Source organism: Photorhabdus hindustanensis, assembly GCF_002968995.1.
GTDB lineage: Bacteria > Pseudomonadota > Gammaproteobacteria > Enterobacterales > Enterobacteriaceae > Photorhabdus > Photorhabdus akhurstii.
Map to the genome: position 1 here is coordinate 174,499 of NZ_PUWT01000001.1, position 14,357 is coordinate 188,855.

The window sequence follows — 14,357 nt, forward strand, 5'->3', positions numbered from 1 at the left end:
AATATAAAACAACGTAGGTATGGGTTGGTTATTAGGGCAAGTATGCTTAAGGTCGATTAATAATCAAACAGGGAATACTGTGTTTTGTAACACAACCCGATAACCATCAATATCTTCGAATGTTTTACCATCAATATCCCAATATGGGTTGTAAGAGGGGACTGCAATAAAGCCAGCGTTTTTCATTAATGATATCTGCTCTAACCATTCTGAATGGTCTGATATATAGAAGGCCAATAAATTGTCCTGCGTGGGGGATCTTCCTACTGTTGTGCCACGATGATGGGTAAATTCGAGATGCCAGAGATGGTTTGGATGCCCTAGAATAATACCATCAAAATTTTCATGATCTTCGAATTGCTCCAGGATAATAAATCCTAAACCTTGGCAGTACATTTCAGAAATTTTAGTTAAGTTGTCAGTTGGTCTGGCGATTCTTAGTATGGTTGATTTTTTCATGGTAATCCCAGTTGATAAAGTTTTTGTGGAATATGCCCAATTCTCGGATCTTCTATTGCTATATAAAACAATCGATAATGGTAGTTGATAAACGAGAAAAGTACAAAGTGGTGAGCTTCAAAATTAAAACAATCTAAAAATATTCGATACTACCGAGCTATTATTTATAATATGGCAAAATTTATGGTTTTATAATTGGAGTTTTTTGATAGGTTAGTTGGTTGTTTTTTTTATTTTCTATCATCTTAATTACTAAAGTTTCTTATATGAACACGGATTTGATGTAAGTAGGTCCGTGTTTTTTCACAATGTTATCGAGAGTATGTATTCAGTTCCGATAAATTCTGATAAATATCTTCACTATTATTTTATGGGTCGCTCTTACTTTCTGTTTGCAATAATATCTTATAAGACATATTAAATAATAAAATAATTAATAAATTTACTACCTATTATTTAATGGCCTGAATTTTTCAAAGCCATTAAGTTGATTTCTATTGTTTTTACCAAGTGATACGACCAGTAGCCTAGTGTCTTGTGGCCCTTAAGCAAAATTTTTTATATTATATTATATTTTATTATATTATAATCTAGTTTTGTTAGGGAGATTATAATTAATACTATTTTTCTGTATTCTTTTTTGTTTATTATTTTTTAAGGATAAATTTCTGATGAATATTAAGGAATTAATTATAGTTCTGGCGTTGTCCTGTTCTACACTATTAGGTGGTTGTACTGTTGTGCCTGGGAGTGGCCTTACTGTTTATAATAAAGAAATAATCAATGATGATGATAGTAACTATGATATTAATAATTTGGTAAACGTTTATCCAGTAACACCACAGTTAATTGAAAAGTTACGCGTGAATTCTGCTATTGCACGTCCTAATCCTGAATTAGATAAAGAGTTACAACAGTATGAATACCGTATTGGTGTTGGGGATGTCATTATGGTTACTGTTTGGGATCATCCTGAATTGACGATACCAGCCGGGCAATACCGTAGTGCCAGTGATACGGGAAACTGGGTGCATTCTGATGGAACGATTTTTTATCCCTATGTTGGTAAACTTCATGTAAAAGGGAAAACGGTCACTCAGGTGCGGACAATGATTACTGATAAGTTATCGAAGTACATCGAATCACCTCAAGTTGATGTTAATATTGCTGCTTTCCGTTCACAAAAAGCCTATGTAACAGGTGAAGTTGCTAGGTCTGCTCAACAACCTATCACTAACGTTCCTTTAACCATTATTGATGCGATCAACCATGCTGGCGGCTTAACCGAAAATGCTGATTGGAAGAGGATCATTTTGACTCATAAGGGAAAAGAGACGATTATTTCTCTTCAAGATTTAATGCAGAATGGTGATCTAAAGCAAAATCGTCTGCTCTATTCTGGCGATATTTTATACATTCCTCGTAATGATGATTTGAAAGTGTTTGTTATGGGGGAGGTCAAAAAACAGACTACTCTGCGTATGGATCGCAGTGGAATGACTTTGACTGAAGCATTGGGCAATGCCGAAGGTATAGATCAATTATCAAGTGATGCTAATGGCATTTTTGTCATCCGCTCATTGCGTAATGTAACTGATAATAAAGGAAAAATAGCCAATATCTATCAGCTCAATGCTAAAGATGCAACGGCGTTGGTGTTGGGAACTGAGTTTAATTTGCAACCTTACGATATTGTCTATGTTACCAGTGCTCCAGTTGTTCGCTGGAATCGGGTTATCAATCAGTTGGTGCCAACGATATCAAGCATTAATAGCCTGACTGAAACAACTAAGTGGATTCGTAAGTGGCCGAATTAATGTTTAATTCTATTCTGGTCGTTTGTGTGGGTAATATCTGTCGATCTCCGACAGGAGAGCGTTTATTGCGGCAGATATTTCCTCAGAAAGAGATTTATTCTGCGGGGATATCTGCTTTGGCTGGTAATCCTGCAAATGAGCTTTCAAGTAGGGTTGCGGCTAAGTATGGATTGTCCTTGGATGGACATACAGCACGTCAACTAACCAGTGAATTATGCCAGCAGTCAAGCTTGATTTTGGTTATGGAAAAAAGACATATTGAAGCTGTAAATAGGATAAATCTAGGAGTCAGGGGGAAAACAATGCTTTTTGGCCATTGGTTAAATAAAATGGCAATTCCCGATCCATATAAGTCTGATATCGAGGTTTATGAATATGTGTATCAGTTATTATTTGAGAGTGCTAATAGTTGGCTTGGGAAATTATAACTTATAAGTATTTTCAAATTCTGGGTTTTCTATTCTTCATTACTTATCAATAAAGTAATTATAGGCTTTTTATGACTACATCAGATAAATCAAGTCACACTCATACGGATAGTGATGAAATTGATTTAGGCCGTCTTCTTAGTGCCTTATTCGATTATCGCTGGGTGATTGGTGGAATCACTCTATTGTTTACCATTATTGGCCTTTGTTATTCCTTGATTGCGACTCCGATATACAAGGCAAATGCTTTATTGCAGGTTGAAAAGAGAAGTAGTGCATTGCCTTTAATCGGCGACATGGCGGATATGCTTTCTGGGAGACCGTCAGATACATCGGCAGAATTGGAGTTATTAACTTCCCGAATGATATTGGGAAAGACGGTAAAGGATCTAAATTTGGATGTTCAGGTTACTGCGGATTATTTTCCTGTGATAGGTAAGGGAATTGCCCGTCTCCGTGGTATGCCAAAACCAGATATTGTTATTAAACATTTTGCAGTATCACCCGAATATATGAACAAAGGGATAAAAATATATGTTGACGATTCAGAAAATTATCGGTTGCTGTTTGATGATCAGGTTTTCCTCGGGCAAGTGAACAAAGTATTTGATACTGATGGCATAAATTTGCTTATCTCAAATATTTCAGCTTCTCCAGGGCAAAGTTTCACGTTGGTTAAACGGGGGCAATTGGGTGTTATTCGTGGGTTGCAACAAGCTTTGCGGGTAAAAGAAAAAGGTAATAGTACAGGTATTATTTCGCTTGAAATGGAAGGTGATGATCGTGCAAGAATAAAGTCAATACTGGATAGTATTGGTAAAAATTACTTGCAACAAAATGTGACAAGAAAGACGGAAGAGGCTGAAAGTAGTCTTAATTTCTTAAAAAATCATTTACCTAAAGTTAAAATTGAACTCAATCGTTCTGAGGAGTTGCTTAACCAATATCGTCAAGCGAATGAATCTATCGATTTATCACTTGAAGCAAAGTCGGCTCTGGAAACATTAGTCCAAATTGAGAAACAGATTAATGAATTGACTTTCAGAGAAGCTGAATTACAGCAATTGTATACCAAACAACATCCTGCTTATGTTGCGTTGCTTGATAAACGTAAGACTTTGGTTGATACCAAAAAGGAGCTGAATCAGTCAATCAAACGGTTACCTAAAACACAGCAGGAAATTTTACGTTTGACCAGAGATGTTCAAGTTGGTCAAGAAATTTATGTGCAGTTACTCAATAAACAGCAAGAGTTGAATATCTTGAAAGCAGGGACAGTGGGTAATGTACGTATTATTGATGAAGCTATTGTAGAAAGTTCAGCGGTAAAACCGAAGAAGTCACTGATTATTGTATCTATGATGGTATTGGGGTTTATATTGTCTGCTGGATTGGTTTGCATACGAGTCATGTTTCGTAAAGGAATCGAAAGCCCCGAACAATTGGAAGAAATAGGTGTTTCTGTTTATGCTACTATTCCACTATCTGGGACTCAGATTAAACTTGAACAACAACAGAAAAAGCGAACTCATCGTCATAAATTACGGTTATTAGCGATTCAAGATCCCACAGATTTAGCTATTGAAGCATTACGTAGCCTTAGAACAACCTTGCATTTTTCAATGATGGAATCTGCAAATAAAATTATTCTTCTTTCAGGTTCTGCGCCTGAACTAGGAAAATCTTTTATTTCAGTAAACCTTGCTGCTGTATTGGCATTAAGTAATAAACGTGTGCTTTTAATCGATGCAGATATGAGAAGAGGTCGTTTACATAAGGTGTTGGAAAGTCCTCAATCTCTGGGGCTGTCTGAATATTTGGCTGGTCAACATCAGATAAAAGAGATCATTACCAGAACTTACCTTACTGAGCTTGATTTTGTTAATCGAGGTGTTATTCCGCCTAATCCGTCGGAATTGCTTATGCATAACAAGCTTAAAGAATTATTATCTTGGGCAGAAGAGCATTATGATTATGTCTTGGTAGATACTCCTCCTATTTTGGCTGTAACTGATGCTGCGATTATTGGGAGATATGCAGGAACTTCATTGTTAATTGCTCGTTATCATAAAACAAGAGTTAAAGAAGTTAATATTGCTATTCGCCGGTTTAGACAAAATGGCATTCATGTTAAAGGTGTGTTGCTAAACGCGGTAGAGAAGAATTCTGGTCTCTATTATGATTATGGCGGATGTTATCAATACAGTTATAAGGATTGATCACCTTTCTCCGGCTTGTGGGGCCGGAGAAATTTTATCTAATGAGTTTTGATTCCTTTCATCATTATTATATATCTGTTTTTATCATTAAAAGTTAATCGCCGGTTTGCATGATTTCGTTATATCGTTGCTGGTCCCGGTACATTTGCAGATAGACCTGATATTTGGCTTGATGAAATGAAAATGTCTCTTTTTCCGGTTTGATAATGTTGCCGTCACGTACCATCGATTTCGCTGCTTGAGCGAAGTCGGTAAAGGAACCACAAGCAACGGCGCCAAGCAAAGCAGAACCAAGGTTGACAGCATCCTCTTCCTGAGTGAGATGGATTTCGCGCCCGGTGGCGTTGGCATATTCACGTAACCATAGTGGGTTTTTAGTTGCGCCGCCACACATCACTAGCCTGTTTATCTTATGACCTGCTTCTACTAATGCATCAATAATATGGCGGGTGCCATAAGCGATAGATTGCAGCGTTGCCAAGTAATGGCGGGCCAGAGCATCACGGCTATCTGCCAGCGTCAGCCCGCTTACCATTCCTTTGGCATTAGGGTTTGCCCTTGGTGAGCGGTTGCCGTGATGGTCACCTAAAATATGAAGTTGTGCGGTCGGGTATTTTTCTTGCTTTTCTAACTGTGCGACAGCTTCATTCAGTAGTTGGTAGTAATGGTGACCAGATTCCTTAGCTTCGATTTCTAGCTCCAGCCAGTTATTGTGTTGACGAATTGACCACTCAACTAATGAACCGGCGGCGCTTTGTCCACCTTCGTTGAGCCAATAACCGGGTAGCATAGCGCCGAAATAGGGGCCCCAAACCCCTGGAACCATAACAGGATGAGGACTGACAATCATATGGCAGTTTGAGGTGCCGCTGATAATGGCCAGACTGCCCTCTGGATCGGCGCCAGCCAGGGCCAATCCGCCGGCATGAGCGTCAATAATACCACCGGCGACGATGACTCCTGTGTGCAGCCCAAAATCTTTAGCCACTTCAACAGTCAGGTAACCTGCTTTTTCGCCAAGTTCAATGATGGTAGACGGAACTTTATTTATTAAATCTTCTAATCCCACATCATAAAGTAGTTTTTCGCTGAACTGTTTTTGATGAGCCAAATAGTTCCATTTACAAGTGAGCGTGCAAATACTGGCTACATCAGCGGCAGTTGCTTTCCACACCAAAAAATCAGCTAAATCAAAGAAACGCCAGATATCCTGATAACGTTGAGGAAAGTGGTTTTTTAGCCATAAGATTTTCGGTAGTTCCATTTCAGGGCTGATTTCACCACCTACATAGCAGAGTGCAGGGTCATTGGTTTGATTTATCGTGATGGCTTCTTTTATTGCCCGATGATCCATCCACATGATGATATCGTGTTCAAGATTGCCATTTTCGGTCATAGAAAGAGGACGTCCTTCTGTTGCTACAGCGACTAATGAACAGGTGGCATCGAAGCCGATTGATTTAACATCAATAGGATTAATATTTGCCAGTGCAATAGCTTCTCTTACTGTTGCACATACTTGCGCCCAGATATCAGTAGAAGATTGTTCAACAAAATCAGTTTTTGGGTGAAATTGCTGGATAGGGCGAGCAGAAAATGCATGCCGTTTACCGTGTTGGTCAAAAACCGCAGTACGGACACTGGCGGAGCCAACATCAACACCAATGAAATATTGTTGTTCCACCATGAGGCTCTCTCTCATTCATTAACTCAGGAGGATAAAATGAGTTGAGTGGAACAATAAAACAATGAGGTTATTCAATTATTGTGAAGCGGTTCGAAAAAGATTTAGTGGTTTTATGATGATAGAAAAATATTACATATATTTTCTGTCGCTCTTTGGGTTGATGTATAAATCCATTCCAGAATGGTGGTTTGCCTAAAAGGTAAAACATGATAGATAGGCAAGCAAGATACTTTCAGAATAATCGTTTTTTAAAAATAATATTAATCAACTCATTAATTAACAAAAAACGGGGTGTAAATATAATTTATTAAATTGCTGCGTATATGTTGTTATTTTGTTACAAAACATCTGAGGGAATATATTGGATTAATTACAGAGTGGCTAGGTGCTATTAACGGGATAGTGTTGATATTAAAGCAAATATCTGAATAAAAGCCTTCCAAACGGAAGGCTTTTTTTATCACTGATTGAGATTATTCTTCACTGGTTTTGATATAGATGTTTTTGATCAGGGTGTAAGAATCCAACATCATTTTGTGTGTTTCTCTGCCAAGACCTGATTTTTTGTAGCCGCCAAATGGTGCATGAGCTGGCAGTTCATGGTAAGTATTAATCCACATACGGCCAGTTCTGACAGCTTTAGCGACGCGTAGTGCACGGTCGATATCCTGTGTCCAGACAGCGCCCGCCAGGCCATAATCAGAATCATTTGCCATTCCGATGACCTCTTCTTCTTCGCTGAACGGAATAACGGTCAATACAGGGCCAAAAATCTCTTCGCGCGCGACTCGCATGTCATTAGTAACGTTGGTAATGATGGTTGGCTGGATAAAGAAGCCATCATCATAACCTTCCCCAGTAATGCGTTTGCCGCCCGTGAGAATGGTTGCGCCCTCTTTTCTCGCAATATCGACATATCCAAGAATTTTTTCCATTTGTTCCTGGCTGACTTGGCTTCCCATTTGAGTATCTTTTGCTAACGGGTCACCAACCTGGATGGATTCGAATTCTACTTTTAAGGATTTGAGGAATTCATCATGAATATCTTTATGCAAGAATAACCGGGAACCTGATTCACACGCTTGACCCTGATTCAGCAAAATAGCTTTGGCTGCATATTTTACTGCCTTTTTCATATTGGCATCAGGGAAGATAATATTGGCTGACTTACCGCCAAGTTCTAGTGTTGCTGGGATCAGCTTTTTGGCTGCGGCTTCGGCTACGGTATAACCTACTCTGGTGGAACCAGTGAATGCCACCTTTTCGACATCTTTATGATCCAAAATGGCTTGACCAACGACTGAACCACGACCTGTAACAATATTAACCACCCCGGCAGGCAGAACTTTATCCAATATTCGACCCAGTTCAAGCAGAGTGATTGGTGTCAGTGTTGCCGGGTTAATCACAACGGTATTGCCCGCGGCAAGAGCAGGAGCCAGTTTCCATGCTGCCATCAGTAGTGGGAAATTCCAGGGAATTACCTGCCCGACAACACCAATGGGTTCACGGATCACTAGGCTGAGTGTATTGGCATCCAGAACTGAAGCTTCATCGGTATGGGAACGGATCACACCCGCAAAATAGCGGAAATGGTCAATGGAGGCCGGTAGATCCATATACAAGGATTCATTTAATGGTTTGCCGGTATCCAGTGATTCAAGGATGGCAAAACGTTCTTGTTCTGCTTCTAGTAAATCAGCAATTTTCAGTAAAGCTGATTGTCTTTCGATGGCGGAGGTTTGACTCCAGGCGTGGAAAGCTTTTTTCGCGGCGCTGACAGCAAGATCGACATCTTCCGCATTACCGGATACATATTCAGCCAGTAATTCTCCTGTCGCCGGGTTATAACTTTTGGTTGTCGCTTTGGATACACTATCTACCCATTGCCCACCAATAAGCATTTTGTAGGACTCAACGGGCAACATCTCTTTCTCAATATCATGTAATCGTTTCATTAATATACTCCGAGTACTTTGGTTTAAGAATAGTTACATCGAGAATCTATCTCATTAGGTTATTTTATTTTCCATTCTTGTTAGTAAAGAGCGAATGATTCTCTGTATATCATGTATATAGCCTGATTTCTGTACTTTGCCTGTGTATATGATTTATTGACAATAATGGCCCTGCGTTGAACATTCTTACTGGAATAGATGCTTAATTAACAGGTTTTATATAGTTTCATTATGTGAATATATTTTTACTTTATATTTATTACTTAACCGAACTTATCTTGTCATGTTTTATATTTTTTTAGCATCAACTATAGTAGAGCACAAAATAATAGATGTCTATTAGCACGTTATATAAAATATTAGGTATATTAACGAACGGAAATTATAAATGAATGGTGAAACTAAGTATCCGTTGGCGTATTCCAACGGATTGAAAAGAAATATTATTTTGCAGTAACCCAGAATATCCCGTTACCGTCAAGAGCGGTAAAGGTTTTATGCAGATATAGGCTATCAGCTTGTGGATCGATATCTTCAAATAACTTCGGATGCAGGAATTTAGCAATGATTTCAACCGCAATGATGTTAAACGGCGTATCGTAATATTGGTGATACAGTGCTATTACTTGTTTTTCGCGAAATGCTCTTAATACACTTAATTTGGGACGTGTCAGTAATTTTTTCAGTCGTTCCTGTGACTGTTTTAGATTACCGGTGTAGCCTAATGGCACAGAGAAGCTTCCGGGGTGGACTTTATCCCAATCTGCGGCGGTCATCAGATAAAACTCAGGATTACTGACGATTAATTGTTTTTCGTTTACCTCACCATCCATACCTGAGAACCAGCGAGCACCGAGGTTATCACCTCCGGCGGCCGTAACAAATTCGCCAAAATTGCCATTTCCGAAAGTTTTACAGCAATATTCAGCACCTAACATACCTGCGTGGCGTTCGATAAACACCGGAGGACGCTGTTCTTTACCTAACGTACCAACGCGTTGGTTAATAATTTTCATCCTCTCTTGATAAAACTCAATAAATTTTTGTGCATTTTCTTCTTCACTAAATACTTTCCCAAGTAAAACCATACTTGGAATCGTATTTGTTAGCGGATATTGACGGAAATCGATAAAGATAACCGGAATGCCAGATTTTTCCAGTAAAGTTATGGTTCCACTATCATTGAATTTAGTTTGAAGACCAATATCAAAGATAACCAGATCGGGTTTATAAGTCAGCGCTTTTTCGACGCTAAAATCGCTTTGATAAGGGTTAGGGAATACTGGAATATCCCGCAGTTGCGGGAAGTCTTTTTCATAAACAATTGCTAAATCTGGAGATTTAATTTCCAGTGCATTATCCCAGGCAACAATACTTTTAAGCGGATTATCAGGATGAAGAATATTCAGTGCAATCAATGCTCGGCTGTCAGCCAGCATAACCCGATTAACTGGCGCGTTAACTTTAACCTTCCGGCCCGCAACGTCTTTGACTGTAATTTCTTTTGCTTGCGCAAAGATAGACAGTAGCATCAATATGGCAGTCAGAAAATATTTTGCAGTGCGGTGGATGATTGCCATTATTTCTCCTTTGAATAAAGAACGTTCTTGGTTGAACCGCATAATTTGACAAATTGGGTCCACATCTATTTATACTCATCTTAAAATGATAATGATAACAATTTACATTAATCAAATAGTTTTAGTGACTTTAGTAAAATAATATTTTGATTTTTTACTATTTTTAAATAATAACAATGAGTTGAGTGGTATTCCTGAGTTGAAAATAATTCTCATTTGGTGAAAAGTTATGGGGGTGGTTGGCAAAAACAACAGACTAAATTTGCCAAATTTTCTGGCAGATTGTGATGATTCCAACTACATTATTGATCTGAATATCGATAATTACTGTGGTCGTATCTGGGGCTATCATGTTGTCGGTTGGTCGGGTGTTTTAGTCGTCTGATAGATTTAATAGGCAGAAAGTCGTTTTTTATGCTGTTGAAGAAATAACAAATGATGATATTTTGGTATTGTTGTTGCCAATCACAAGGATAATCATGCAGGAATAGCATGATGAGAAATTTCATCTTATTGCTATTCTTTATCTATTTGGCTAATTATAAACGGCTTATTGTTTCTGTTTCTGTTATTATTCCCTTGTTTAATATTCTGTGGGGGGATGAATATGAAAAAATTGTTAGTAATTTGTTTGTTAGGATTTGTATTAGCTGGTTGTGATAACCAACCTAAAATTGATGCGTCTAATGAAATCTCGTTGAAAGTATCCATTGAGAAAGTAAGAGATACGCTACCTGATGATAAAAAAGCGAAGTTTGATGAGTCAATTCAATCAGCTATGTTTAATAGTATCGATTTTAATGATTTGGTTAAATCAGGTGCTAATGGTGACATGAAAGAGTCGAAACAGAAGTTCTATAAATTGCTGGATGGTAAAACCGCTGACCAATTGATTGCTGAAGTTGAAAAAATTGAAGCTAAGAGATCAGAAAATGAGTAATTCCTTCATGGGATTATTTGCATTAAACGGCAATAAGGTGGAAATCTATGCCGTTTTTTTATTATCATCAATAACTTAAATGGAACTTAAACAAGCCAATTTTCAAATTTGAATTATTACGACTATTGCTTATAATGTGCGCCGCATTCTAAGTGCAGTATCTCGTTAGGCGAGGCTCCTATACAAACACAGGTTGCTGATCTCACGACGTCGAGAGACGCCCAAGATTAGGACAGGATATATCGAACCAAGGTATATCCCCATGTAACTTTCTGATAATTCAGGATACGTTGTATAGTGCTAAAACTGAGACGTAGAGATAGCCGTTGTATTCTCTCATCTGGTTTCGCCCCTATGTGAGTGCTGTTTGAAGTTCACAACAGTAATAGGGACCAACATCATGAAAACCACATCCCATGAAAAAATGGATGCATTAGCGATTGCTAGTCATTCTATTAATGAAATAAATGCTGATCAGCAGCGGAAACACCAACTGAAAAATGAAGAGACAACTGTCAGCGCATATATGAGCCAATGTTTCATTTCTGTATCTGTTGCTGATTCTGTGTTGTCGGTAAAGAGTAATTTGATTAATCAGCTTGAGGGTGAACAGATCCCAACTTATTTATATGTCATTGATGATGAAGGCTATCTCAATGGCATATTACCGGTGAAAGTGCTATTAACTGTAGCCGATGATTTATTTGTGTCAGATATTATGAGGCAAAGCTATTTTTCCGTATCACCGGAGCAGTCGCGTCATGATGTTTATAGTTTGATAAATCACAGTGGCATGGATAGTGTTCCAGTTATTCATTTTGGCAAATTAGTTGGGGTGCTACGACCGCAGGATATTGCTGAGCTGATTGAAGATGAAAATACGTTGGATGCTCATTTGCAGGGGGCTACTTTACCTCTGGATCAGCCTTATCTGAGCACCAGCCCAATAACATTATGGCGTAAGCGTGCCGGGTGGTTATTATTGCTATTTGTTGCAGAATCTTATACTGGTGCTGTGCTTAAAGCATTTGAAGATCAATTGGAAGCGGCAATTTCTCTCGCGTTTTTCATCCCGTTATTAATAGGAACGGGGGGCAATAGTGGGACACAAATTACTTCAACCTTGGTCAGAGCAATGGCTCTGGGGGAAGTGAGTTTGCGTAATTTAGGGGCAGTGTTACGTAAAGAGATTTCTACTTCATTTTTAGTTGCGGTAACGATAGGTTTTGCTGCTCTTATCCGTGCTTGGATATTAGGCGTCGGTATTGAAGTGACAATTGTTGTTAGTTTGACCATCATTGCAATCACTCTCTGGAGTGCCATTGTTTCTTCTATTATTCCGATGGTATTGAAAAGGCTTTCTATTGATCCGGCTGTTGTATCAGCTCCTTTTATTGCCACGTTTATTGATGGTACCGGCCTGATTATCTATTTCGAAATAGCGAAATTAGTGATGACAGAACTCGTTTAAAATTACCAATAAGATACCCATATTCATTGGGTGTCTTATTGACTGGATAAGAGTTTATTCCATATTAATATATTTTTATTAGGAGTGTAAATAGGGTTTTTATTTAAATAAACTTAATGTTTTTATATGTTTAATGTTGGGTTTAATTATCAATAAATATAAATAAAATGAACTGATTTAATATGGTGAAATATATATTAAAAATCACTTGGTTAAATAAAATAAGTTATTTTCTGTTTTAATGAATTGATTTGTTTTATTTGTCATTAATCGATATTATTTAGATATATTTTCAAATGGTTTATTTTTAATTTTAAATTTATTTGTGGTAATAAATTAGGTGTTTTTTATTATATTGAATATGCCTGAGGTTTTAATAAAACTCTATTTTACCCCAAGCATAATCAGTGACGCGTGTCATAAGGCCAACTGCGTCCGCAGAAGAAACTCTTTAAGTTAATAAAAATTTCTCAGGTATATAATGATAAAGATTATTGACTCGACAATATTCTTCTAATTGAAGAGTGGAGTTAATGTTTATTTTATGATATATCCTGTTTATATGGTTTTCAATTACACTAGGATCAAGATTCAATATTGTTCCCATTTGATTTATTGTGTATTTCTGTAAGAAAAGGAAAATAATATCCCATTCACGATCAGTAAAGAGATCTGTCGGTGGTTGGAGTAAAATGGATGGGGGAAGTTTATTATGATATTGATACAGACTAATTAGTGAATAATCCTGAGCCTTCCAACAATGATATATAACGCCTATACAACTTCCATCTTCATGATAAAAAGGCATCTTTTCACAGAAATAAGATGATAGAATTTTCTCTTTACCAAATAGATGTGTTTCAAGTGAGCATATTTTTTTCCCTTTTTTCATTACTTCTTGATCATGATGAATATATTCCTTTGCAAATTCAGCGCCATCCCAAGGGAGTTCATGATCATAAAGCCCATTGTAATCAAATGATTGTGAGAAATTTTTGATAGAACTTAACGCTTTATTACCATAAATAAAACATGAAGAACTATCTTTTACTCCCCAAGGTTCGTTGCTTATTTCCATTGTATTGATAATCTGAGGTGATATCGTACAGTTCTTCATAAAAACTCCTTGATAATTTGAAGATTAAATAAACATTCTACTATGGGATTCTCTGGTTTTTTCTGGGATATAGCAATAAAATTGACTTTTTTCATAAGAATTTTCTAGTTTTATGTATTATGACGGATTGAATTGCTGTTTATCATATTTAAAATAACGGGTTATAAATAAGATTTCAAAATAGTGCTACATCTTATACCACTCATAATTCTATGTATAACAATGGGTTGAAGAAGGCTATGTGTAGCATAATTACGAAACGTTATTTATAGTAATACCTGGCAATCTGTTAGTTCAAAAGTACATTTTATTGGTTAATTGATTATCTTACACGTTCAGATTCATTCTAAGGAACTTCATGATTGTAAAGCTTTCTACAATCAAATAATTTCTCAATATTATGAGTAAATTATTTTGTTGCTGAATTACCGTAAATAAAGTATGGAGCACTACTTTTTACTCCCCACGGTTCATGATTTTTTTCCATATGTTAATGAGTTGCGGAGCGATATTTGACATAAAATGCATTATTGAATATCTATCTATTTTAATGTAATTTTTTATTATAGAAGAATTACGTATAATGTTTAAATAGGACTGGTTACTTAATCGTATCCTTAAATTTCCGGTTTTTTTAGATAAACAAGTATATTCCATACGAGTTTCACTTACTTTATCTTT

The 14,357-nt window shown here is 37.2% G+C and carries 11 protein-coding genes and 1 riboswitch; of the genes, 6 read left to right on the plus strand and 5 right to left on the minus strand.

The window, feature by feature from the left end; translation table 11 throughout:
• Positions 1–63: 63 nt before the first annotated feature.
• Positions 64–459, minus strand: a complete 396-nt coding sequence (locus tag C6H66_RS00860) for a VOC family protein (RefSeq protein WP_046395133.1) — start codon at positions 457–459, stop codon at positions 64–66.
• A 671-nt stretch (positions 460–1,130) separates the two neighbouring features.
• Here C6H66_RS00860 and C6H66_RS00865 point away from each other — a divergent pair.
• From C6H66_RS00865 to C6H66_RS00875, 3 genes are all read left to right on the plus strand, one after another.
• Positions 1,131–2,276: a polysaccharide export protein gene (locus C6H66_RS00865; protein ID WP_105394535.1), complete on the plus strand. Its 1,146-nt coding sequence runs from the start codon at positions 1,131–1,133 to the stop codon at positions 2,274–2,276.
• Positions 2,276–2,704 carry an arsenate reductase/protein-tyrosine-phosphatase family protein gene (locus tag C6H66_RS00870; RefSeq protein ID WP_036809197.1) on the plus strand — a complete coding sequence of 143 codons (429 nt, stop codon included), beginning with the start codon at positions 2,276–2,278 and terminating at the stop codon, positions 2,702–2,704. The genes C6H66_RS00865 and C6H66_RS00870 overlap by 1 nt, the downstream gene beginning before the upstream one ends.
• 71 nt (positions 2,705–2,775) lie before the next feature.
• The gene (locus tag C6H66_RS00875) at positions 2,776–4,923 is read left to right on the plus strand and encodes a polysaccharide biosynthesis tyrosine autokinase (protein WP_105394536.1); all 2,148 of its coding nucleotides are present in this window, start codon (positions 2,776–2,778) and stop codon (positions 4,921–4,923) included.
• 94 nt (positions 4,924–5,017) lie between these two features.
• On the opposite strand, the gene C6H66_RS00880 is transcribed toward C6H66_RS00875, so the two are convergent.
• The 3 genes from C6H66_RS00880 to C6H66_RS00890 form a co-directional block, all read right to left on the minus strand.
• Positions 5,018–6,607 (minus strand): FGGY-family carbohydrate kinase, encoded by a 1,590-nt coding sequence (locus C6H66_RS00880; RefSeq protein ID WP_105394548.1) that lies wholly within the window; start codon positions 6,605–6,607, stop codon positions 5,018–5,020.
• A gap of 476 nt (positions 6,608–7,083) precedes the next feature.
• On the minus strand, positions 7,084–8,568 hold the full coding sequence (locus C6H66_RS00885) for an aldehyde dehydrogenase family protein (RefSeq protein WP_105394537.1): 1,485 nt from the start codon (positions 8,566–8,568) through the stop codon (positions 7,084–7,086).
• 443 nt (positions 8,569–9,011) lie between these two features.
• Positions 9,012–10,148: an ABC transporter substrate-binding protein gene (locus tag C6H66_RS00890; RefSeq protein ID WP_105394538.1), complete on the minus strand. Its 1,137-nt coding sequence runs from the start codon at positions 10,146–10,148 to the stop codon at positions 9,012–9,014.
• A gap of 229 nt (positions 10,149–10,377) precedes the next feature.
• On the opposite strand from C6H66_RS00890, the gene C6H66_RS25775 reads away from it, so the two are divergent.
• The 3 genes from C6H66_RS25775 to C6H66_RS00900 all read left to right on the plus strand — a co-directional run bounded on the left by C6H66_RS25775 (position 10,378) and on the right by C6H66_RS00900 (position 12,559).
• Entirely contained in the window at positions 10,378–10,533 is a 156-nt protein-coding gene (locus C6H66_RS25775) for a hypothetical protein (RefSeq protein WP_181150127.1), read from the plus strand.
• A gap of 222 nt (positions 10,534–10,755) precedes the next feature.
• Positions 10,756–11,088 (plus strand): DUF6694 family lipoprotein, encoded by a 333-nt coding sequence (locus tag C6H66_RS00895; protein WP_036809121.1) that lies wholly within the window; start codon positions 10,756–10,758, stop codon positions 11,086–11,088.
• A 154-nt stretch (positions 11,089–11,242) separates the two neighbouring features.
• A riboswitch (M-box (ykoK) riboswitch) is annotated at positions 11,243–11,414 on the plus strand.
• A 74-nt stretch (positions 11,415–11,488) separates the two neighbouring features.
• On the plus strand, positions 11,489–12,559 hold the full coding sequence (locus C6H66_RS00900) for a magnesium transporter (RefSeq protein ID WP_105394539.1): 1,071 nt from the start codon (positions 11,489–11,491) through the stop codon (positions 12,557–12,559).
• A 451-nt stretch (positions 12,560–13,010) separates the two neighbouring features.
• Here C6H66_RS00900 and C6H66_RS00905 read toward each other — a convergent pair whose 3' ends face one another.
• Positions 13,011–13,676 carry a PAS domain-containing protein gene (locus C6H66_RS00905; RefSeq protein ID WP_105394540.1) on the minus strand — a complete coding sequence of 222 codons (666 nt, stop codon included), beginning with the start codon at positions 13,674–13,676 and terminating at the stop codon, positions 13,011–13,013.
• Positions 13,677–14,357 lie beyond the last annotated feature (681 nt).

Bases quoted from the DNA above. Each gene is read 5' to 3' on its own strand.
- C6H66_RS00905 (WP_105394540.1), bottom strand. From the start codon at position 13,676: ATGAAGAACTGTACGATATCACCTCAGATTATCAATACAATGGAAATA.
- C6H66_RS25775 (WP_181150127.1), top strand. From the start codon at position 10,378: ATGGGGGTGGTTGGCAAAAACAACAGACTAAATTTGCCAAATTTTCTG.
- C6H66_RS00895 (WP_036809121.1), top strand. From the start codon at position 10,756: ATGAAAAAATTGTTAGTAATTTGTTTGTTAGGATTTGTATTAGCTGGT.
- C6H66_RS00885 (WP_105394537.1), bottom strand. From the start codon at position 8,568: ATGAAACGATTACATGATATTGAGAAAGAGATGTTGCCCGTTGAGTCC.
- C6H66_RS00860 (WP_046395133.1), bottom strand. From the start codon at position 459: ATGAAAAAATCAACCATACTAAGAATCGCCAGACCAACTGACAACTTA.
- C6H66_RS00870 (WP_036809197.1), top strand. From the start codon at position 2,276: ATGTTTAATTCTATTCTGGTCGTTTGTGTGGGTAATATCTGTCGATCT.
- C6H66_RS00900 (WP_105394539.1), top strand. From the start codon at position 11,489: ATGAAAACCACATCCCATGAAAAAATGGATGCATTAGCGATTGCTAGT.
- C6H66_RS00875 (WP_105394536.1), top strand. From the start codon at position 2,776: ATGACTACATCAGATAAATCAAGTCACACTCATACGGATAGTGATGAA.
- C6H66_RS00865 (WP_105394535.1), top strand. From the start codon at position 1,131: ATGAATATTAAGGAATTAATTATAGTTCTGGCGTTGTCCTGTTCTACA.
- C6H66_RS00890 (WP_105394538.1), bottom strand. From the start codon at position 10,148: ATGGCAATCATCCACCGCACTGCAAAATATTTTCTGACTGCCATATTG.